The 20,177-nt window shown below is 66.9% G+C and carries 18 protein-coding genes and 1 pseudogene; 13 read left to right on the forward strand and 6 right to left on the reverse strand.

The window, feature by feature from the left end:
* Positions 1-215 precede the first annotated feature (215 nt).
* A complete protein-coding gene (locus tag U7114_RS16890) occupies positions 216-1,436 on the forward strand; it encodes a PucR family transcriptional regulator (protein WP_323058022.1) in 1,221 nt (406 codons plus the stop codon).
* Positions 1,437-1,448: 12 nt separating this feature from the next.
* Here U7114_RS16890 and U7114_RS16895 read toward each other — a convergent pair whose 3' ends face one another.
* A complete protein-coding gene (locus tag U7114_RS16895; RefSeq protein WP_157240331.1) occupies positions 1,449-1,856 on the reverse strand; it encodes a helix-turn-helix domain-containing protein in 408 nt (135 codons plus the stop codon).
* 48 nt (positions 1,857-1,904) lie between these two features.
* Between U7114_RS16895 and U7114_RS16900 the strand changes: the two genes are divergently transcribed.
* Entirely contained in the window at positions 1,905-2,687 is a 783-nt protein-coding gene (locus U7114_RS16900; protein WP_157240333.1) for an alpha/beta fold hydrolase, read from the forward strand.
* A gap of 24 nt (positions 2,688-2,711) precedes the next feature.
* On the opposite strand, the gene ptsP is transcribed toward U7114_RS16900, so the two are convergent.
* Positions 2,712-4,397 (reverse strand): phosphoenolpyruvate--protein phosphotransferase, encoded by a 1,686-nt coding sequence (ptsP, locus tag U7114_RS16905; RefSeq protein ID WP_321214746.1) that lies wholly within the window; start codon positions 4,395-4,397, stop codon positions 2,712-2,714.
* 162 nt (positions 4,398-4,559) lie between these two features.
* Between ptsP and U7114_RS16910 the strand changes: the two genes are divergently transcribed.
* The 4 genes from U7114_RS16910 (at position 4,560) to U7114_RS16925 (ending at position 9,188) form a co-directional block, all read left to right on the forward strand.
* A complete protein-coding gene (locus U7114_RS16910) occupies positions 4,560-5,288 on the forward strand; it encodes a TetR/AcrR family transcriptional regulator (protein ID WP_321214745.1) in 729 nt (242 codons plus the stop codon).
* A gap of 75 nt (positions 5,289-5,363) precedes the next feature.
* Positions 5,364-7,355, forward strand: a complete 1,992-nt coding sequence (locus tag U7114_RS16915; RefSeq protein WP_321214744.1) for a PTS mannitol transporter subunit IICBA — start codon at positions 5,364-5,366, stop codon at positions 7,353-7,355.
* Positions 7,355-8,518, forward strand: coding sequence for a mannitol-1-phosphate 5-dehydrogenase (locus tag U7114_RS16920; RefSeq protein WP_323058023.1), 1,164 nt, complete (start codon positions 7,355-7,357; stop codon positions 8,516-8,518). The genes U7114_RS16915 and U7114_RS16920 overlap by 1 nt, the downstream gene beginning before the upstream one ends.
* A gap of 178 nt (positions 8,519-8,696) precedes the next feature.
* A complete protein-coding gene (locus tag U7114_RS16925) occupies positions 8,697-9,188 on the forward strand; it encodes a GNAT family N-acetyltransferase (RefSeq protein WP_323058031.1) in 492 nt (163 codons plus the stop codon).
* An 83-nt stretch (positions 9,189-9,271) separates the two neighbouring features.
* Here the strand turns inward: U7114_RS16925 and U7114_RS16930 are convergent, their stop codons facing one another.
* From U7114_RS16930 to rraA, 3 genes and pseudogenes are all read right to left on the reverse strand, one after another.
* Entirely contained in the window at positions 9,272-10,711 is a 1,440-nt protein-coding gene (locus tag U7114_RS16930) for a sugar porter family MFS transporter (protein ID WP_323058024.1), read from the reverse strand.
* A 307-nt stretch (positions 10,712-11,018) separates the two neighbouring features.
* Positions 11,019-12,653, reverse strand: a pseudogene (locus U7114_RS16935) (MDR family MFS transporter); the annotation flags it as partial.
* Positions 12,654-12,770: 117 nt separating this feature from the next.
* Positions 12,771-13,262 carry a ribonuclease E activity regulator RraA gene (rraA, locus tag U7114_RS16940; protein WP_157240343.1) on the reverse strand — a complete coding sequence of 164 codons (492 nt, stop codon included), beginning with the start codon at positions 13,260-13,262 and terminating at the stop codon, positions 12,771-12,773.
* 122 nt (positions 13,263-13,384) lie between these two features.
* Here rraA and U7114_RS16945 point away from each other — a divergent pair, with 122 nt between their 5' ends.
* The 6 genes from U7114_RS16945 (at position 13,385) to U7114_RS16970 (ending at position 18,950) form a co-directional block, all read left to right on the forward strand.
* Complete coding sequence (locus U7114_RS16945) at positions 13,385-14,671, forward strand: MFS transporter (RefSeq protein WP_157240345.1); 1,287 nt, start codon at positions 13,385-13,387, stop codon at positions 14,669-14,671.
* 129 nt (positions 14,672-14,800) lie between these two features.
* Positions 14,801-15,409, forward strand: coding sequence for a TetR/AcrR family transcriptional regulator (locus U7114_RS16950; protein ID WP_157240347.1), 609 nt, complete (start codon positions 14,801-14,803; stop codon positions 15,407-15,409).
* A 284-nt stretch (positions 15,410-15,693) separates the two neighbouring features.
* Positions 15,694-16,893 (forward strand): NADP-dependent malic enzyme, encoded by a 1,200-nt coding sequence (locus U7114_RS16955; RefSeq protein ID WP_321214740.1) that lies wholly within the window; start codon positions 15,694-15,696, stop codon positions 16,891-16,893.
* Between the two features lie 115 nt (positions 16,894-17,008).
* A complete protein-coding gene (locus U7114_RS16960) occupies positions 17,009-17,512 on the forward strand; it encodes a DUF456 domain-containing protein (protein WP_157240349.1) in 504 nt (167 codons plus the stop codon).
* A gap of 39 nt (positions 17,513-17,551) precedes the next feature.
* Positions 17,552-17,926: a nuclear transport factor 2 family protein gene (locus tag U7114_RS16965; protein ID WP_157240351.1), complete on the forward strand. Its 375-nt coding sequence runs from the start codon at positions 17,552-17,554 to the stop codon at positions 17,924-17,926.
* A 46-nt stretch (positions 17,927-17,972) separates the two neighbouring features.
* Positions 17,973-18,950: a hypothetical protein gene (locus U7114_RS16970; protein WP_157240353.1), complete on the forward strand. Its 978-nt coding sequence runs from the start codon at positions 17,973-17,975 to the stop codon at positions 18,948-18,950.
* Between the two features lie 6 nt (positions 18,951-18,956).
* On the opposite strand, the gene U7114_RS16975 is transcribed toward U7114_RS16970, so the two are convergent.
* Positions 18,957-19,604, reverse strand: coding sequence for a LysE family translocator (locus tag U7114_RS16975; RefSeq protein ID WP_321214738.1), 648 nt, complete (start codon positions 19,602-19,604; stop codon positions 18,957-18,959).
* 105 nt (positions 19,605-19,709) lie between these two features.
* Between U7114_RS16975 and U7114_RS16980 the strand changes: the two genes are divergently transcribed.
* Positions 19,710-20,165 (forward strand): Lrp/AsnC family transcriptional regulator, encoded by a 456-nt coding sequence (locus U7114_RS16980; RefSeq protein ID WP_323058025.1) that lies wholly within the window; start codon positions 19,710-19,712, stop codon positions 20,163-20,165.
* Positions 20,166-20,177 lie beyond the last annotated feature (12 nt).

A 20,177-nucleotide genomic window follows, 5' to 3' on the forward strand; every position in this document is an offset into this window, starting at 1 on the left:
GGCTTGGTAAGCCGGAAAGTGCGGAAGGATTTCGTGTATCAACGATAAATCCGGTTGTGAGCCAGCCGACACGAGACCAAGCAGCCGCCAGCGAAGAAACCGCGTATTTCCGGGAATTTTCCTCCTATCAGCTGGACATTTGTCGAGCCGTGGGGCGGCAGGTGTCGCCTCGTGTCCGTTCGTCCCGGAAGCTGCCCAGGCAGTAATGTTGGCCCATGCAGCAGCAGGGTGTGGAACAGCTGGTTGAACAGGTGGCTCAGAAGTTGGGCCGTGGCCTGTCACTGGAGGACCTGGACGGGGTGCTGCTGGCTTACAGCTCCAACCAGTCCCACGCGGACCGGGTGCGGGTCAACTTCCTGCTGAGCAAGAAAGTCCCGGCCGACGTCAGCGCCTGGCAGCTCTCGCACGGCATCGCCACCGCCGTCCGTCCGGTGGTGGTGCCGGCCAACCAGGACCTGGGCATGCTGGGCCGGGTGTGCGTACCGCTGATGGTGCGCGGCTTCCGGGTGGGGTACCTGTGGGTGCAGCAGGACTCCGCCGATGAAAATCCGACGGCGATCCTCACCCAGTTGCCGGCCGTCAACCACGAGCTTGAAACGCTCTCCGGGCTCCTGCTCGATTCGAACACGGCCGAGTCTGAATTCCGGCGGGGGCGTGAACGGGAGTTCCTGGCCGCCTGCGCCGGCGAGCCAAACGCCGTGGCCGCCATTGCAGGCTGGAAGGAAATCCAGGGCCGCGGTCCCTGGCAGGTGGTGACAGTGCTCGACGCCGATGGCTGGTCCGGCGGATCCGACCCCATCGCCTCCACCCTCATCCACCGCTCTGCCGCGCTCCAGGCGACCATCGGCGTCGACGCTGCCCTGTTCAGCGCCGGCACGGACACCCATTCCGTCGTGCTGTTCCGCGAATTGTCCGGCCGGGCCAACCACGCCCAGGTGCTGGTCCACTACCAGCTGGAGCTTGCCAAGCGCTCCGGCCGTCCGGTGCAGCGCATCATTCTGGGCATCAGCGAGGGCTTCGGCCGGCCGCGTGAGCTCGCCGCGGCGTACCGCCAATCCAAGCTGGCGGCCCAGGCTGCCGCCGTGGACCCGCAGCTCGGGGAACTCGTGGACTGCAGGTCCACGGGCGTCTACCAGCTGCTTGCGTCCGCGGGGGGAGGCGCGAGTGCCTGGGCTGACTCGGCGTCGGTCTACTTCCGCATGCTTGAGGACCAGGACCGGAACGGTGAGCTGCTTCCGGTCCTGGAATTCCTGTACGACAACGACGGCTCCGTCCAGGACGTGGCCACCAAGCTCCACCTGCACCGCAGCAGCATCTACAACCGGCTGGGCCGGATCCGCCAGCTGCTCGGCGTTGATCCGCTCAAGGGGATGCCCCGCCTGGAGCTCCATGCAGCGTTGAAGATGCGACGCTGGGCGGGCCGGCCACGGATCTAGGGCGGGCAGAACCTAGGCGTCCTTCCCGGGACCCTCCGCGTCGTCGCCCTGTTCGGACTTCTTCTGCCCCTCCAGCCAGGCCATGACGGCGGCCCGCGGTATCCGCCGGTGGGTGCCGCGATATTCCACCGGGATCTCCCCGCGGTCCGTCATGTTGCGCAGGTACGTGTGGGAAATACCCGCCAGCTCGGCTGCCTTGGACGTGGTGAGCATGTCCTCCACGCTGCTGACGGTCACCGCTTCGCCGCGGCTGAAGCGGTGCAGGAGGTCGACGACGGCGTCCCTCGCCAGTGGCGGCAGCCGATGGACCGTGCCGTCCACGAAGACGGTGATGTCATCGCTGCCCGCAAGCGCCCGGCCCAGCTTCTCAGCATCCTCCGACGGGAGGGCGCCAGTTACCCGGGGAGCTATCAGTGCCATGCACCCAGCCTACCGGCGGCCACCCCGCCCCGGGGGTAAGCTCGGCAAATGGAACTTACTGGCGGCCGGGACGTGGAAGCGGGCGGACTCCGGGGCAGGCTGTACGCCTCAGTCCTCCCCGCGGGAGCCCCGAACCGGCCTGCCTACGTCCTGCTGCACGGCATCGGAGTTTCGCACCGTTACCTGGCCCGGCTCCATCTTGAGCTGGCCGAGGAGGCGGACGTCTATACGTTCGACCTCCCGGGCTTCGGCAAGGCTTCAAGGCCGCCCCGCCAGCTCCAGATCGATGATTTTGCGGAGTTCGTGGGCGCTGTCCTGGCTGACTCCGGCGTTTCCAGCTATGTGGTTGTGGGTCATTCCATGGGCACTCAGTTCGCAGTGGAACTGGCGCTCCGGGAACCTGCCAGGGCGGCCGGTGCCGTCCTGATGGGGCCGGTGGTGGATTCCCCCAGGAAGACCGTCACCAGGCAGGCGCTGGCCCTTACCCGCGATGCACTCCTGCGGGAGAGCCTGACATCGAACGCCCTCGTGTTCAGCGACTACTTCAGGGCGGGACCGCGCTGGTACCTCACGGAACTTCCGGTAATGATGGACTACCCCATGGAGGAAAGGCTGGCCGCCGTCAGCCAGCCCGTCCTGGTCCTTCGCGGCGCCAAGGATCCCATTGCGCGCCGCCCCTGGTGCGAACGCCTCGCCGCCATTGCGCAGCAGGGCACAATGGCTGAAATCCCGGGACAAGGCCACGTTTTGCAGCACACCGCCCCCGGAACGGCGGCCGAGACCATCAGCGGCTGGGTCCGTGCCCTGGATGGCTTCGGCGTGACCGCCTAGGACGGCACGAGGCGGACGGCGCCGCTAGAGCCCGAGTTCTTCCAGGACCGGCAGCTTCTCCCGGACCCAGGCCCGCGCTTCCGTGGCGCTGGGCGCGGACAGTGCCAGCTTGGCCAGCTGCTGGGCTTCCTCGAGTGTGACGGTCTTCAGCACTGCTGCCACGGCAGCAAGGGAGCGGGCCGTCATGGACAGGGTGCTTACGCCCAGGCCGGTAAGGACGACGGCGAGGGCAGGGTCGGCAGCCGCCTCACCGCACACGCCCACGGGTTTGTTGTTCCCTTCCGCGCGGGATCCTTCAACGGTCAGGCCCACGAGGCGCAGGACGGCCGGCTGCCAGGGCGTGTTGAGGTTGGCGAGCGGGCCGAGCTGGCGGTCTGCGGCCATGGCGTACTGGGTGAGGTCATTGGTGCCCAGGCTGGCGAAGGCAACTTCGCGAAGGATGGCCTCGGCGGTCAGGGCGGCGGAGGGGACCTCCACCATCACGCCGGGGGTCTTGATGCCGGCGTCCGCGCACATCGCGGCAAACCGGGCGGCCTCTTCCGCCGTCGAAATCATGGGGGCCATGACCCAGACGTCCGCGTCGGACTGCTTCTCCGCAAGTGCGATCGCCTCCAGCTGGCGGTCCAGGACACCGGGGGTGGTGAAGTCCGTGCGGTAGCCGCGGACACCCAGGGCAGGATTCGGCTCGGTGGAGTCGGTCAGGAACGGGAGCGGCTTGTCGGCCCCGGCGTCGAGGGTGCGCAGGACCACCTTCTTTCCCGGGAAGGCGTCAAATACGCTCTTGTAGGCCGCGGCCTGCTCTTCGACGCTGGGTTCGGTGTCGCGCTCCAGGAAGCAGAACTCGGTGCGGAAGAGGCCTACGCCCTGGGCGCCCAGCTTGGCGGCCGCCTCGGCATCCTTGCCGCCGCCCACGTTGGCGAGCAGCGGCACCAGGTGGCCGTCCGCCGTCGCGCCCGTGCCGCTGAACTCGGCCAGCAGGGAAGCCGTGGCCGCCCACGCCTCCGCTGCTGCGCGCAGGGATTCGTCCGGTTCGGAGGTGATGTTGCCGGCGGCGCCGTCCACATAGACTTCGGTGCCGTCGGGGAGCTCATCAACACCCACGGCGGCAACAACGGCGGGGAGGCCGAGGGACCGGGCGATGATGGCCGTGTGGGACTGCGGGCCGCCGCCTGCGGTGACGAGGGCGAGGACCTTGTTGGGGTCCAGGGTGGCGGTGTCCGCCGGGGCCAGGTCCTCCGCCACCAGGACGAACGGGGTGCTGGATGCCGGGATGCCGGGCGCGGGCACGCCCCGCAGTTCGGCGACAATCCGGGCACGGACGTCAAGGACGTCCGTGGCGCGTTCTGCCATGTAGCCGCCCAGGTTGTGGAGCATTTCGGAGACCGACGAGCCGGACTCCCAGATGGCGCGCTCGGCGGACGTGCCGCGGGCCACGAGCTTGGCGGCACCCTTGATCAACATGGTGTCCTTGGCCATCAGGGCGGTTGCTTCGAGGACGGCTTTGCCGTCACCGGTGGCGTGGGCTGCACGGTGCTTCAGTTCATCGTGCACGGCCTGGGACGCCGCCTTCAGGGCTGCGGTTGCTTCCTCCGCGGTGGTCCCTGCCGCCAGCTGCTCGCCGGCAGGAGGTTCGCTGATGGGTTTGGGCATCTGCCGGACGGTGCCGATGACGCGGCCTGGGCTGACGCCTACTCCTGGGAAGTTCTGCACTGAAGGTCCTCATTCTCTGCCGGTTGCCAGGCCCGCCGATACGTCCGGCGCCATGCCGGTCCGCCGTTGGACTGCTTACGTCCGGAGGCGGGAAACGTGCCTGAAAAAAATTGTATGTGATTCAGTTCATATAGCAATGCTATAGGTGCTAGGGTAGCGGTTATGAGTTTGGATGGCCAGCTTCCCCCCAAAATGCGACTGCTCCGTGCTGCCGCGGAGCTGCTGGCAAACTCGGGGGGTGCTCCCGTGTCCACGCGCCAGATCACGCAGCTGGCGGGGGTTACAGCACCCACCCTGTACCACCACTTCGGTGACAAGGAAGGTCTGTTTGACGCCGTCGTCACCGCAGGGTTTGAAGAATATGTAGCGGGCGAAAGGGACTTCGCCCCCTCCGGGCAGCCGCTTGAGGACATCCGGAGAATGTGGGACAACCACGTGCAGTTCGGGCTGAAACAGCCGGAACTGTACTTGGTCATGTTCGGCAACATCCGCCCGGAAAGCCGCCCGGCAATCGTCGCAGATGCCGAGGCGCTCATGGAGGAGATGCTGAACAAGGCAGCGGCGGCAGGCCAGCTGAACGTCCAGCCCAGGGAAGCGGCCAGGTCAATCCTGGCGGCCAACGTGGGGGTGACGCTGATGCTGATTGCGGAGCCCGCCTCCGAACGGAACCTCGAACTGTCCACCATGACCCGGGACGCCATGATCTTTGCGGTGTCAGCCGAGCCCGCCAGCGGCCCGGCCCCGGGCGGCGCCGGGAAATCCTCGGTAGTGGTGGCAGCGATCGCCCTGAACGCCGCACTTCAGGCCTCGCACTCTGACCAGCTTTCAAGCTCGGAACTCAAGCTTTTCCTCGAATGGCTCCACCGCATCTCCACCAGCCCGGCCGGCTGAATCCAGGCCGGCACTACGTCGTCGTAAGTATCGGACCATCCTGCGGAGCAGCAGGAATGACGGTTAGGAAATCACATGGCAACAGAGACAGTTGCAAAGCCCCGCACCAGCGCGCGCGTGCACGTCCAAAAGTTCGGGACCTTCCTGTCCGGAATGATCATGCCCAACATCGGCGCTTTCATTGCCTGGGGCCTTATCACCGCCCTGTTCATTGAAAAGGGCTGGCTGCCCGTGCCCCAGCTGGGCGGTTTTGGCGAGACGGGCGGAAAGCCGAACACCGGCCTCGTCGGGCCGATGATCACCTACCTGCTGCCCCTGCTGATTGCGTACACCGGCGGCCGGATGGTCTACGACGTCCGCGGCGGCGTCGTGGGCGCCATCGGCACCATGGGCGTGATTGTGGGTGCCGGCATCCCCATGTTCATCGGGGCCATGATCATGGGCCCGCTGGGCGGCTGGACCATGAAGAAGATCGACTCGATCTGGGACGGCAAGATCCGTCCCGGCTTTGAGATGCTGGTGAATAATTTCTCGGCCGGCATCTGGGGCGCCCTGCTGGCCATGCTTGGCTTCTACGGCATCGCCCCCCTGGTTTCGGCGTTCAGCACAGGCGCCGGAAACGTGGTCCAGTTCCTGGTGGACAACGGCCTGCTGCCGCTCACCAGCATCTTCATCGAGCCCGCCAAGGTGCTGTTCCTCAACAACGCCATCAACCACGGCGTGCTCACCCCGCTGGGCGTCCAGCAGTCGCTGGAGCAGGGCAAGTCCATCCTGTTCCTGCTTGAAGCCAACCCGGGCCCCGGCCTGGGCATCCTGCTCGCCTACATGTTCTTTGGCCGCGGAGCCGCAAAGGCTTCCGCCCCGGGTGCAGCCATCATCCACTTCCTGGGCGGCATCCACGAAATCTACTTCCCGTACGTCCTGATGCGCCCGCTGCTGATCCTTGCTGCGATCGCGGGCGGCATGACGGGCATCGCCACGCTGGCCATCACCGGTTCGGGACTGGTGGCGCCGGCCGCCCCCGGTTCCATCTTTGCCGTGCTCGCCCAGACCTCCCGCGACAGCTACCTCGGAGTGATTCTCGCGGTCCTGCTGGCCACGACGGCCTCCTTCCTGGTGGCCTCCATCATCATGAAGACCACCAAGCACAGCGACGAAGTGGACCTCAGTGACGCCACCTCAAAGATGGAACAGATGAAGGGCAAGAAGAGCTCAGTAGCCTCCACCCTGACCGGCGCCGGTGCGGCTGCCGGCGCGGGCGGTGTGGCCGTCCTGGCCGGCCCGGTGCGCAACATCGTGTTCGCGTGCGACGCCGGCATGGGCTCCAGTGCCATGGGCGCCTCGGTGCTGCGGAACAAGATCAAGGCGGCCGGGTTCCCGGACGTCAAGGTCACCAACGCGGCCATCGCCAACCTTCGCGACGACTACGACGTCGTGATCACCCACCAGGACCTGACCGAACGCGCCAAGCCGGCCACGTCCAGTGCCGTCCACTACTCGGTGGACAACTTCATGAGCAGCCCGCGCTACGACGAGATCGTGGAACTGGTGCGGGAGAGCAACACCGAGGGCGGGCAGGCAGGCGGTGCCGACGCAGCCGAGGCTCCGGTGGCAGCCGCCCCCGGTGCCGGCACCCATGAGATCCTGGCCCGCGAGAGCGTGGTGCTGGAGGGATCGGCCACCACGCGCGACGCCGCCATCGACGAGGCCGGCCGGCTCCTGCTGGACCGGGGTGCCGTGGACGAGGGTTACATCGCAGCCATGCACGAGCGGGAGCAGTCGGTGTCCACGTACATGGGCAGCTTCCTGGCCATCCCGCACGGCACCAATGCCGCCAAGGACCACATCCGGAAGTCTGCGGTGTCCGTGATCCGCTACCCGGAGGGCATCGACTGGAACGGCAAGCAGGTCAAGTTCGTCGTCGGCGTCGCAGGAGTCAACAACGAACACCTGCACATCCTGTCCTCCATCGCAAAGGTCTTCACCAACAAGGAACAGGTTGCCCGGCTTGAGGCTGCCACCTCCGTGGACGAAGTCCTGGAGCTCTTCGGAAAGGTCAACGCATAGTGAAGGCTGTACATTTCGGAGCTGGAAACATCGGCCGCGGCTTTGTTGGGCTGCTCCTGCACGACGCCGGCTACGAGGTGGTGTTCGCGGACGTTGCCGAGGAACTCATCAACCAGCTCGCTGCAGCGGACAGCTACGCCGTACACGAGGTGGGGGAAAACCCTGCAGTGCGGACAGTCACCAATTTCCGCGCGCTGAACTCCACCACGCAGGAAGCGGAGCTCGTCGCGGAAATCGCGACGGCGGACATCGTCACCACCGCAGTGGGCCCGCACATCCTGAAGTTCGTGGCACCCGTCATTGCCAGGGGCATCGTGGCACGGGAACCCGGCCTTCCGCCGCTGCAGATCATGGCGTGTGAAAACGCCATCAACGCCACGGACATCCTTGCCAAGGAGGTGGCCTCCCAGCCGGGGGCCGCCGCCGGGGCGCTGGACGGGAAAGCCGTGTTCGCCAACACCGCCGTGGACCGGATCGTGCCCAACCAGGAACCCGGGCAGGGCCTGGACGTCACCGTGGAGACCTTTTACGAATGGGTCATCGACCGCTCCGCCTTCGGTGATTCCACACCGGTGATCCCGGGCGCCACCTTTGTGGATGACCTCTCGCCGTACATCGAGCGGAAGCTGTTCACCGTTAACACCGGCCACGCCTCGGCCGCCTACTTCGGGTTCGAGGCGGGCCTGGAGAAGATCTCCGACGCCATGGCTGACCAGGACGTGGCCGAGGATGTCAGGGCAGTGCTGGAGGAAACCAAACAGCTCCTGGTGAGCAAGCACGGCTTCAGCAACGATGAGCAGGAAGCCTACGTCCAGAAAATCCTGGTCCGGTTCTCCAACCCCTACCTGCCGGACACCGTCCACCGGGTGGGCCGTGCCCCGCTGCGGAAGCTGAGCCGGCACGAACGGTTCATCGGCCCCGCAGCAGAACTCGCGGAACGTGGCATTGTGCCCGAGGCGCTCCTGGGCGCCATCGCGGCGGCACTGCGCTTCAATGATCCCGCCGACGCCGAAGCGACGGAACTCGAGGGGATCCTGGCGTCCTCCAGCCCGGCGGAGGCCACCGCCCGCATTACCGGCCTGGAACCGGACCATCCGCTGTTCAACGCCGTGGCAACGCTGGTGGAAGAGCGGCAGGCAGAGGCGGCCAGCGCCCCGGCCTGAACGCTCTCGCACTTCCTGCGGCTTTTTCGCCAACCCTCTCGCAGATAACGCGGGTTTTCCCCCAACCCTCCTGCAATCACGACGCCGGCACTCACCCGAGTGCCGGCGTCGTGATTTGTCATGTCCCCACGTGTGGAATGCTGGTCCGGTGATTCGCAACCCAGGTGCCCAGCCCTTCCTGTTGACCGCCGGCGTCGACGGCGGGACCTTCCGCCTCCGCCCCGCCGCACCCGCAGACCTTCCGGCCATTGTGCAGCTGCTCGCGGATGATTCGCTGGGCGCAGGGCGGGAGCGCCGGGAAGACATGGCGCCTTATGAGCGTGCCATGGAAGCGATCGACGCCGACCCCTGCCACCTGCTGGTCGTGGGGGAGTTCGTGCCGGACGGCGCAGCGGACGGTCCCCTGGTGGCCACCTTCCAGCTGAGTTTCCTCCCGGGTATGTCGCGGCAGGGCGCCTGGCGCTCGCAGATCGAGGGCGTGCGGGTGGCCGCGGGCCTCCGTGGCAAAGGGCTCGGGAACCTGATGGTGCGGTGGGCCATCGATGAATCCCGACGCCGCGGCTGCACACTCATGCAACTGACCACCCACGCGACGCGGACAGGGGCGCACCGGTTCTACGAACGGCTCGGCTTTGAAGCCTCCCATGAAGGCATGAAGCTTCCGCTCTGATCGCTGCGCACCCACAAACGGACATTGCACCCGGGCGTTCCGGGGTGCAATGCCCGTTGAAGGGTGCAGAACGGGGGCGGGCGCTAGGCCTTCTTCGAGCCCTTGGCCACGAACAGGGTCTCCGCCTGCTCCAGGGACATGCCGTTGGTCTCCGGCACCTTGAACATGACAAAGAAGAACGACGCCGCGGCGAACAGCGCGTACATGGCATACGTCAGCGGCAGCGAGCCGGCGGCCATCACGGGGAAGCTGAGCGTGATCACAAAGTTCGCCACCCACTGCGCGGCCGCAGCCAGGCCAAGGGCGCGGGCACGGATCCTGGACGGGAAGATCTCGCCCAGGAGCACCCACACCAGCGGTCCCCAGGACGCGCCGAAGCTCACCACAAAAACATTCGCAGCCACCAGGGCCACCGGACCCCACGCGCCGGGCAGGGAAATCTCGGAACCGGAGCCCACGGCGGTGGAGAAGGCAAGGGCCATGGCGCCCAGTGATACGGCCATGCCCACGGAACCGGCCAGCAGGATGGGCCGGCGGCCGATGCGGTCCACCAGGGCAATGGCCACCAGGGTGACGAGGATGTTGGTGACGGACGTGGCCACCGAGATGGCCAGGGAGTCCTTCTCCTCGAAGCCCACGGCCTTCCACAGGGTGGTGGAGTAGTAGAAAATCACGTTGATGCCCACGAACTGCTGCAAAACAGACAGGACGATGCCCACCCATACCACTGCCTGCAGGCCAAAGGTCCTGCCGCGCAGGGAGCCCTTCTGGCCCGCCAGCTTGTCCTCCTCGATGGCGTCCTGGATCTCCCGGATGTGCCGGTCTGTGTCCCCTGCCGGAGCAATCGAATCAAAGACCGCACGCGCTTCATCCTCCTTGCCCAGGAACACCAGGAAGCGCGGGGACTCGGGAAGGGTGAAGGCTACCCAGCCGTACACCACGGCGGGCAGGGCTGCGGCCAGGAACATCCAGCGCCAGGCCTCGATCCCCAGCCAGTAGGGCTGGTCCGCGCCGCCGGCGCTGGTGGCCAGGAGCGCATCGGACAGCAGCGCTGCGAAGATGCCCGTGGTGATGGCCAGTTGCTGCAGCGAGGCCAGCCGGCCCCTGACGTGCCGCGGGGAGATCTCCGAGATGTAGGCGGGGGCGATCACCGAAGCCAGGCCGATTCCGAGCCCGCCCACCAGGCGCCAGAAGATCAGGTCCCAGACGCCGAAGGCAAAGCCGGTGCCCAGTGCGCTGACCAGGAAGAGCAGCGCACCAAGCTTCATGGCGGGGATGCGCCCGTAGTGGTCCGCCACCTTGCCCGCAAGGAACGCGCCGGCGGCGCACCCCAGCAGGGCGATGGCAACCGCGAAGCCGGTCACGGCCTCGGACAGTGCGAACTCGTCCTTCATGGCATCCACCGCGCCGTTGACCACCGACGAATCGAAGCCGAACAGGAATCCGCCCACCGCCCCTGCGAGCGCCAGCCAGATCACCCGCTGCGGTATCCGTGCGGTTGTCTGCTCCTGTGCAGTGGGCATGGTTCTCCCTTGGTCTGGATTTAAGTGGATGCGGTGCGGACGTCGTCGGCTGCGGTACCGGCCGAGACGGCCGGCGCACACGCGCTACACAGTGTGGCACGTCACCGCCCGCGGTTCCACTTACGGACTGTCGCCCTCCGAAACAGAAGACGACGACGGCGGTGCGCGCCGCCGTCGTCGTCCCCTGTTTGGTGCGGGTCAGCTTAGTGGACCGCCGCGGGCTCCTGCGGGGCGGCCAACTGGTCCGTGAGCTTCTTGTCGGGCAGGGCGAAGCTGATGAGGAACGCGACGCCGGTGAGCNCGCGGGCTCCTGCGGGGCGGCCAACTGGTCCGTGAGCTTCTTGTCGGGCAGGGCGAAGCTGATGAGGAACGCGACGCCGGTGAGCACCGCCGCGGTGAGCATCACTGCGTCGATGGCGTAGGCGAAGCCCTCCGTGATGGGACGGGTCAGCGTGCTGTTGGCGGTGTGGAGCCAGCTGGTGTCGTTGAGGGACTCGTTGGACGCGCCGTTCCGGAAGAATTCGTACAGCTTGGCGTTGGCGGGGTCGGCTGCGACGGACCGGTCGCGGAGCACTGCCTGGTAGTCCGGGCTCTCCATGGCGGCCCGCATGCTGTCCGCGATCCGGCTCGCCGCCAGGCTGAACAGCATGGAGATGAACACGGCAGTGCCCACCGCGCCGCCCATGGAGCGGAAGAACGCCGCTGAGGAGGTGCCCACGCCCATGTCGCGGCGCGGCACGGACACCTGCATGGCCAGGGTGAGCGGCTGCATGCAGAAGCCCAGGCCCATGCCGAAGAACACCGCGATCACGCCGGGAACCCACAGTCCGGTGTCCACCCCGAGGGACAGTCCCATGACCGTGGCGGCAGCCGTGAGGATGGCCGTGCCCAGGATGGGGAAGATCCGGTAGGTCCCGGACGAGGAGATGGTGCGCCCGGCCGTGATGGACCCGGTGAGGATGCCCACGGTGAAGGTGATCATCATCAGGCCGGCCTCGGTGGGGGTGAGGCCCTTCACCAGCTGCAGGTACATCGGCAGCATGGCGATGGCGCCGAACATGCCGATGCCGATGATGAAGTTCAGCAGCGAGGACAGGCCAAACGTGGCGTTCCGGAAGAGCCGCAGGGGAATCAGGGCGTAGTCGCCGGCACGCTTTTCGGCCAGCAGGAACCAGGCAATGCCCACCACGCCCAAGCCGTAGCAAAGGAAGGAGTTGAAGGAAGCCCAACCCCAGCTGCGGCCCTGCTCCGCCACCAGCAGCAGCGGCACGATGGCCAGGGTGATGGCCGCCGCGCCCCAGTAGTCGATCTTCTGCTTCACGTGCTTGGCCGGCAGGTGAAGGAAGAGGAAGACCACTGCCAGCGCTGCCAGGCCGATGGGCAGGTTGATGAAGAACACCCAGCGCCAGCCGTCGAACCCCAGGATGGTGGCGGAACCGGCGAACGCGCCGCCCACCACGGGGCCGAGCACGGAGGAGATGCCGAACACGGACATGAAGTAGCCCTGGTACTTGGCACGGTCCTTGAGGGACACGATGTCGCCGATGATGGTCAGCGCGAGGGCCAGCAGGCCGCCCGCACCCAGGCCTTGGACACCGCGGGCGATGGCCAATTCTGTCATCGAGTGCACTGAGCCGGCGTACAACGAGCCGGCCAGGAAGATGATGATGGCGGTCAGGTACAGCGGGCGGCGGCCGAAGATGTCGCTCAGCTTGCCGTACAGCGGGGTGCTGACCGTGGAGGTGATGAGGTAGGCGGTGGTGGCCCAGGCCTGGAGCGAGAGCCCGTCCAGGTCGTTGGCGATGGTGTAGATGGACGTGGACACGATGGTCTGGTCCAGCGACGCCAGGAACATGCCCAGCATCAGGCCCACCATCACAGTGACAATCTGGCGCTGCGTCAGGGTTTCTCCGGCGGCGCGCGCGGCGGGGGTTTTGGACATGGCTGCTCCAGGGGTAAGGAAGAGGATCAAGCATTGATAGTTGCTTTCAGTAACTATCTTACGCCGGGTCCTATTCCTGGCAGCCGAAAAAACTTCCTGCGCCCGGGGCCCGGGACGCTACCGTTCGACCAAAATGCCGTCAGGGTCGCACCAGATCATGGCGCCGGTCCGGATCGTCACGTCGCCGATCTTCACATCCACGTCAACTTCGCCGGCTCCTGCCTTGGCGCTCTTGCGGGGGTTGCTGCCCAGGGCCTTTACGCCGAGGTCCAGCCGGGCGATCGCTTCCCGGTCACGGATTGCCCCGTTGATGACGACGCCGGCCCAGCCGTTCGCCACCGCGCTTTCTGCGATCATGTCCCCCATCAGGGCCGTGCCCAGCGAGCCTCCGCCGTCCACCACCAGCACGCTGCCGTTGCCCGGCGTGGCCAACGTGGATTTCACCAGCGCGTTGTCCTGGAAGCAGCGGATGGTCCGCGCCCGGCCGCTGAAGTGCGAGCGGCCGCCCAGGGACTGGAACTGCAACGAAATCGATGCCAGTTCGTCGCCGCGTTCGTCGTAGAGGTCTGCGGTGTTGATGGCCTCCGCGGGCGTGGACGCTTTGCTCATGTGGTTCTCTCCCTGATCCTCGGTGAAGCTTGTGGCGCCGTTCCGGTGTAAGGCACGGCCGCACGCTTACGCCCACGATAGTCTGATTCCGTCGCCTGTCAGCCGTCCCCGGGGAGCACGTCATGAGCCTGTCCGATACTCCCGCGCCGCTGGATCAGGGCGCAGGGACGCAGAGTACGACGGCGGCGCTCGCCGAGCCAACCCAAAAGGTCACCGCGCGCTGGGTCGCAGGGCTGGTGCTGGTCAACGTCGGTATCAACGCCGCATTCTTCGGCCCCATTAACGTCTTCATCGGGCAGCAGGCCATCAGCATCGATGCGCCCAGCAAGGAAGCCATCCTTTCCCTGGTCACTGCCTGCGGCGCTGCGGTATCCCTGGTGGCCAATCCGCTCTTCGGCGCGTTGTCGGACCGGACCACGTCGCGGTTCGGCCGCCGTTCACCGTGGATCCTGGCCGGTGCCGTGCTGGCTGCCGCCGCGCTCCTGGCCATGTCCGGAGCCCCCACCGTGGCGCTGATGGTGATCTTTTGGTGCCTGGTACAGCTCGGCGCCAACGCCGCGTACGCCGCCATCACCGCCGCTGTGCCGGACCGCGTGCCGGTCACGCAGCGCGGCGGAGTGGGCGGTCTGGCCGCCATGGGCCAGACGCTGGGAATCCTGACCGGCGCCGTCTTCGGAGCTGTTGTGGCCGGCAACTTCATGGTGGGCTACTGGCTGTGCGCTGTGGCACTGCTGCTGTCCGTGCTTCCCTACCTGTTCCACCGGAACGATCCCGCACTGCCACGGGGGGAGCACCCGGAGTTTCGGCTGCGGCAATTCCTCCGGGGCTTCTGGATCAGCCCGCGGCTGTATCCGGACTTCGCGTGGGCCTGGCTGACCCGCTTCCTGGTGAACGTGGGCAACCAGCTGACCATCGTCTACCTGCTCTTCTTCCTTCGCGACATCATCAGGCACGAGGACCCGGCGGCGGGAGTGCTGGTCCTCACCGGCATCTATGCCGCGATGGTGATAATCACCGCGGTTGTGGCCGGGCCTTGGAGCGACAGGGTTGGCCGGCGCAAGCCGTTTGTCATAGGTTCCTCTGCCGTCATCGCCATGGCCGGCATGATCCTGGCCTTCTTTCCAGTGTGGCCCGGAGCGCTGGTGGGCGCGGCTGTCTTGGGAATTGGCTTCGGAGCGTACCTTGCGGTGGACTTCGCGCTGCTGACCCAGGTCCTGCCCCAAGCGGCCCACCGCGGCAAGGACATGGGAGTCATCAATGTGGCCGCCTCGCTGCCCCAGGTGGTGGCACCGGCGCTGGCGTTCGTGGCGGTACGGTATGCCGGCGGTTACGTCTCGCTGTTTATCACTGCAACCGTCATCGGGCTGCTCGGGGCCGTTTTTGTAGTGAAGATCAAGAGCGTCCGCTGACGCTCTGACGGGCCGGAGGTAAGGCACCTGACTGATTAGGGCATATTGGTGTGCCGTATAGTTGAACCGGATTGCAGGCGGTCCGGCATGGGGAGGACCGCACCATAGGAACACAACCCCGGAATGCTGATGCCCGAGATTCTTCCAGACCATCCGCCCATGGCCCCCAGGCCCACCGCACCGCGCCAGCGGTTCCGCTACGCCAAGATCCTGGAAGCTGCGGGAGGCTTCGCGCGCAAGGGCCTGGACTCGGTTGACCTTCCTGAGGTGGCCGCCAAGGCCGATGTCCCGCTCGGCACGCTTTACCGCTACTTCCCTTCCCCCACCCACCTGATGCTCGCCCTGTACCGCCACCAGCTGGAGGAACTCCAGGGGCCGGCCGGGACCAGCGCCGCCCGTTTCCGCGGCCGGGCGCTCGCCGGGCTGGTGATGGAGATCTTCCACATGCGCGTCATGCAGCCGGCTGTGGAGCAGTGCCTGACCCGCGGCGTCTACCTCCCGGACAGGGACACCACCGGCCTCCTCCGTGAGATCGATGCCTTGGGGGAGAAGGCACTGACTGCGGCGTGCGGTGATGCCACGGCCGCCCGGGTGCTGCTGCTGACTGTCACTGGTCTGGTCCAGTCCGTGCGAAACCGGCGGCTGTCCCTCTTCGAGGCCGAGGAAGACCTCAAAAAAGCCTGTGCACGCCTGTCCGGAACCGGCCAGCCCGGCTACACACTTCACCAAAGCGCGTAACAGGTCTAGACCAATCCGCCATTAAATCAGCCATATTGGCGTGGCGTACCTCACAAAAAGCCGTGCTAAAACGTTGTGGCACTGGTGTCTTGCCGTCAAATCGGATCGGCGTCCCTTCTGTCCCGCCTACCATGGTTCAAACGGAGCAGCAGGGACCATCCCCCAAGCTCCCACGGACCCGCCACCCCTTGGGTTTCCTGCCGCACCATCGCCACTGCCTCGAGCCGTTCCGGACTTGAGCCCCACGTGCCGTGCGCCCACGGCCAGCACCAGGAGACAACGACGTGTCCATTGACGCATTTGCAGCCACTGACAATTCCGCAGCCACCGCCCTGAGCGAAGCCGAGATCTTCGACGCCCACCAGGGCGGCAAGCTCTCCATTGCCAGCACCGTTCCGCTGTCCAACAAACGCGATCTTTCCATCGCCTACACGCCGGGAGTGGCCGAGGTCAGCCGCGCCATCCACGCCAAGCCCGAGCTCGCCCGCACCCTCACCTGGGCCCAGCGCCTGGTGGTGGTAGTCAGTGACGGCACTGCCGTCCTGGGCCTGGGCAACATCGGGGCCAGCGCTTCCCTGCCCGTCATGGAGGGCAAGTCCGCCCTGTTTAAGACCTTCGGCGACCTCGACTCGATCCCCCTGGTCCTCAACACCACCGATGTGGACGAAATCGTGGAGACCCTGGTCCGCCTGCGCCCCAGCTTCGGAGCCGTCAACCTCGAGGACATCTCCGCGCCCCGCTGCTTCGAGCTGGAAGAGAAGCTCATCGAGGCCCTGGACTGCCCCGTCATGCACGATGACCAGCACGGCACCGCCGTCGTCGCCCTTGCTGCCCTGACCAACGCCGCCAAAGTCACCGGCCGCGCCCTGGAGGGCCTGCGCGTTGTGGTCTCCGGCGCAGGGGCAGCCGGCATCGCCGTCGCCGAAATCCTGCTCGCAGCCGGGATCACGGACGTCGTCCTGCTCGACTCCCGGGGCGTCATCAACAGCGGCCGCGCCGACCTCGCCGCGGACACGGCCAGCAAGAAGGCTGACATCGCGGCCCGCAGCAATCCCCGCGGGGTGGAAGGCGGCCCGGCCGAGGCCCTCGCCGGCGCGGACGTGTTCATCGGCGTCTCCTCCTCCAAGCTGGACGAGGAACACCTGAAGCTCATGAACCAGGACGCCATCGTCTTCGCGCTCTCCAACCCGGACCCCGAAGTCCTGCCCGAGGTGGCAGCCAAGTACGCTGCCGTCGTCGCCACCGGCCGCAGCGACTTCCCCAACCAGATCAACAACGTGCTTGCCTTCCCGGGCATCTTCCGCGGCGCCCTGGATGCCGGCGCCCGGCGCATCACCCCCGCCATGAAGCTGGCCGCGGCGTACGCCATCGCCGAGCTCGCGGCGGAGGACCTGTCGGCCGACTACATCGTGCCCAGCCCGCTGGACCCGCGCGTTGCCCCGGCGGTCACCGCCGCCGTCGCAGCTGCGGTGGAAGCGGAGTAGCAGCCCTTCCGCTGGCAGACCTACCCCTTAGTGGAATGTACGACGGCGGTGCCTCCCCTGCGCGGGAGGCACCGCCGTCGGGGGTTGACAGGGCGCCAACCATAGACTGGAGTCCATGACCTCCGAAACTGTCGTGACCATCCTGTGCGGCCTGGCTATCCTCGTAGGCGTGGCGGGGACAGTCATTCCGGTGCTTCCGGGCAGCATCCTGATTGGCGCAAGCCTGCTGGCCTGGGCAATCTGGGGCGGCGCCGGCACCGCGGGCTGGGTGGTGTTCGCGATTGCCATGATGTTCGTGGTGGCGGGCATGGCTGCCAGCGCTGTCCTTACCGGCAGGAAACTGAAGGAACATTCCATCCCCAGCCGAAGCATCGTGGCCGCGCTGGTGGCCGGCGTGGCGGGAATGTTCATCATCCCCGTGGTGGGACTCTTCGTGGGCTTCGCCGCCGGACTCCTGCTCAGCGAATTCCTCCGCACCCGGAACGTGGGTTCCGCCGCGACCTCCAGCTGGGCAGCCCTCAAGGCCACCGGCCTGGGCATGCTCGCCGAGTTCGGCCTGGCATGCCTGGCGGGCAGCACCTGGGTGATCGGCGTGTGGATCGCTGCCGCAAGCGGCTGAGTGCTTGCGGGCCGGGACTGCGGGGCGTAGAACGGCACCATGACTGAACCGACTTCAGCACGCGAGCACGTGCAGGGCTGGATGGACAAGTACCAGGCCGCCTGGACCAGCAACGAGCCAGAGGACATCCGGGCCCTGTTCACGGAAGATGCGCGGTATGAAACGCGGCCGGGCGATCCGGACCCGTGGCTGGGCCAGGACGGCATTGTGGAGGGCTGGCTCGCCGCCCGGGACCAACCGGGCGACTGGACGTTCAGCTGGGAGCTGGCGGGGGCCGACGCCGACACCGCTTTCGTGCAGGGCGTCACCGTTTATTCGGGCGACCGTCCCAGCTACGACAACCTCTGGGTCATCCGGTTCGACGGGGCAGGCCGCGCCGCTTCCTTCACCGAATGGTACATGGAGCGGGCCTAGGCGCTGGCGGCATCCGCGCGGGGCAGCCGCCGGTTAGCATGGAAAGATGACCGCCGGGGATACTGCACCGATCTACTGGGACAGCCGGGACCTCACCCCCTTCGGGCAGCCGCAGCTGCGCACGCCGGTCCATGAACTTGCCGGGGGAGTGGGCGACATTCTCAGCGGCGTGCTGGGTGGACGCCACCCGGCCCTGCTGTCTGTGGACGGGGAGATCCCCCGGCTCAAGCGGATGCTGCCCAAGCCCGCCAAAATAGTCCACGAGGCCATCTTCACCAGCCGGGAGCCCGAACGGCTGATCACCCTGGCGCGTGCCTATCCCGGCTGGGCCGGGATCTGCTACCTGATGTCAGGCCTGCTCGTCTACAAGCACGGCGGCTATCTCCGGGCTTCGGAACTGCTGCAGCGCGGGCTGACCACCAGGAACGACGACGACGCCAACCGCTACTCGTCCACGTACCTGACGCGGATTGTGACCCGGATCGAACTCGCCGAACGCGTGGAGGTGCCGGTCCTCTTCAGCGAGGAGTCGGTGTTCCTGGCACTCGCCCATGCACTGCGCGAGACGGGCCGCGCCGAAGCCGCACTGGACGCACTGGGCGGACTGCCGCCGTCGCTCCCCATGGCATTGGCGCGCTGCTCGCTGGCGCTGAGCCTGGGCCGCAGCCGTACGGTGATCGACTGGACCGAAGGCCTCCTGAACGCGGACGACCTCTCGGCAGCGTTGCTGCTGGTCCGGGCCCGCGCCCTGCGCAGGGAAGGCCGCCTGGAGGCTGCCCACCAGGCGATCGCCGAGGTGCTGCGCCGGCGCAAGACCCATATGGTGCTGCGCAATGACGCCCTCACGGACCGCGCGCTGCTTGTGCTGGATTCCAGCAGGCGCTCACTCAACCCGCGCGACTGGGGGCGTCGCCGCGAGGACCCGGTGCCGCAGAAGGAGATCGCCGCACCCGTGCCCATCCGCAAGGACGAAGAGATGCGCCGGATCTGGGAACAGGACTGGAAACGGCTCAGCGACGAATAGCCCGGCCTAGCCGGCGGCCGGGCCGGCGAGCACCGGCAGCAGCTGTTCACCCAGCAGCACCACGCCCAGGGCCACCATGATCACCCCGCTGGCGAGCGTCACCGTGCGGGCGGCGCCCGGCCGGCTTTGCAGCAGGGTGCGGGACAGCAACGCGACGGCGGTGTACACGAGTCCCGCGAGCAGCACGAAGGTCATGCCCAGCAGGCCGGACTGCACCGGTACTGGCAGCGGCGCCTCTGCGCTCACGAACTGGGGGACGAGCGCCACATAGAAAAGCAGGCCCTTGGGGTTGATGCCGCTGGTGCCCATACCCTGCAGGAAGGTGCGGAGCCGCGTCTGGCCGTCACGGCCCGGCCCGGCCGTGAAACTCGCCCCGCGCCAGGAGCGCAGCGTGTTGATGCCCAGCCACATCAGGTAGCCGGCGCCGGCCAGGGTTATCCAGCCCAACACCCCGGGCGCTCCCGTCAGGACGGCAGCCAATCCCGCCACCAGCAGGACCGTGTGGAGCACGTACCCGCCGCACAGCCCTGCCACCGCGGGGACGAAGCTGCGCTGCCGGAGGCCCGCCGCGATGGAGTACGCCCAGTCCACCCCGGGCGTGCAGGCCAAGGCGGCCGCCACCAGCACAAAGGCCAAAAACAGCTCCGGGTTCATTCTTTCTCCTGCCACGAGGTCCGACAGAAGAAACCCTAGATACTTCGGCTCCGGAAGTGCTGTCCTTTTTCGCCCGCTAAAGCACCAAGAATGTAAGATTCTTGCGTGATAGACCATATCGACAGAAATATCTTGCGTTACCTCAAGGAGGACGGCAGAATGACGGCCACCGCGCTCGCCGCCAAGGTGGGCTTGACTGTGGCGCCGTGCCACCGGCGGCTCCGGGACCTGGAAAAATCGGGCGTCATCCGGGGCTACAAGGCGGACATCGATCCTGCCGCCGTGGGGCTGGGGTTTGAAGCGATTGTTTTTGTCACGCTGCGCCAGGTGGACCAGGCCACCATGGCGATTTTCGAGAGCCGCGTGGCGGAGAACCCCAACATCGTGGAGGCCCAGCGCCTCTTCGGCTCGCCTGATTACCTGCTCAAGGTCATCGCCGAGGACCTGCCCGCGTACCAGCGTTTCTACGACGCCGAGCTTACGTCCCTGCCCGGCGTTGAGCGCCTGACGTCCACGCTGGTGATGAAGAACCTGAAGTCCAACGCTGGACCCCCGGTGTAACGCGCCGGACTG

It is taken from the genome of Pseudarthrobacter sp. C1, assembly GCF_034720455.1.
Classification (GTDB): Bacteria; Actinomycetota; Actinomycetes; order Actinomycetales; family Micrococcaceae; genus Arthrobacter.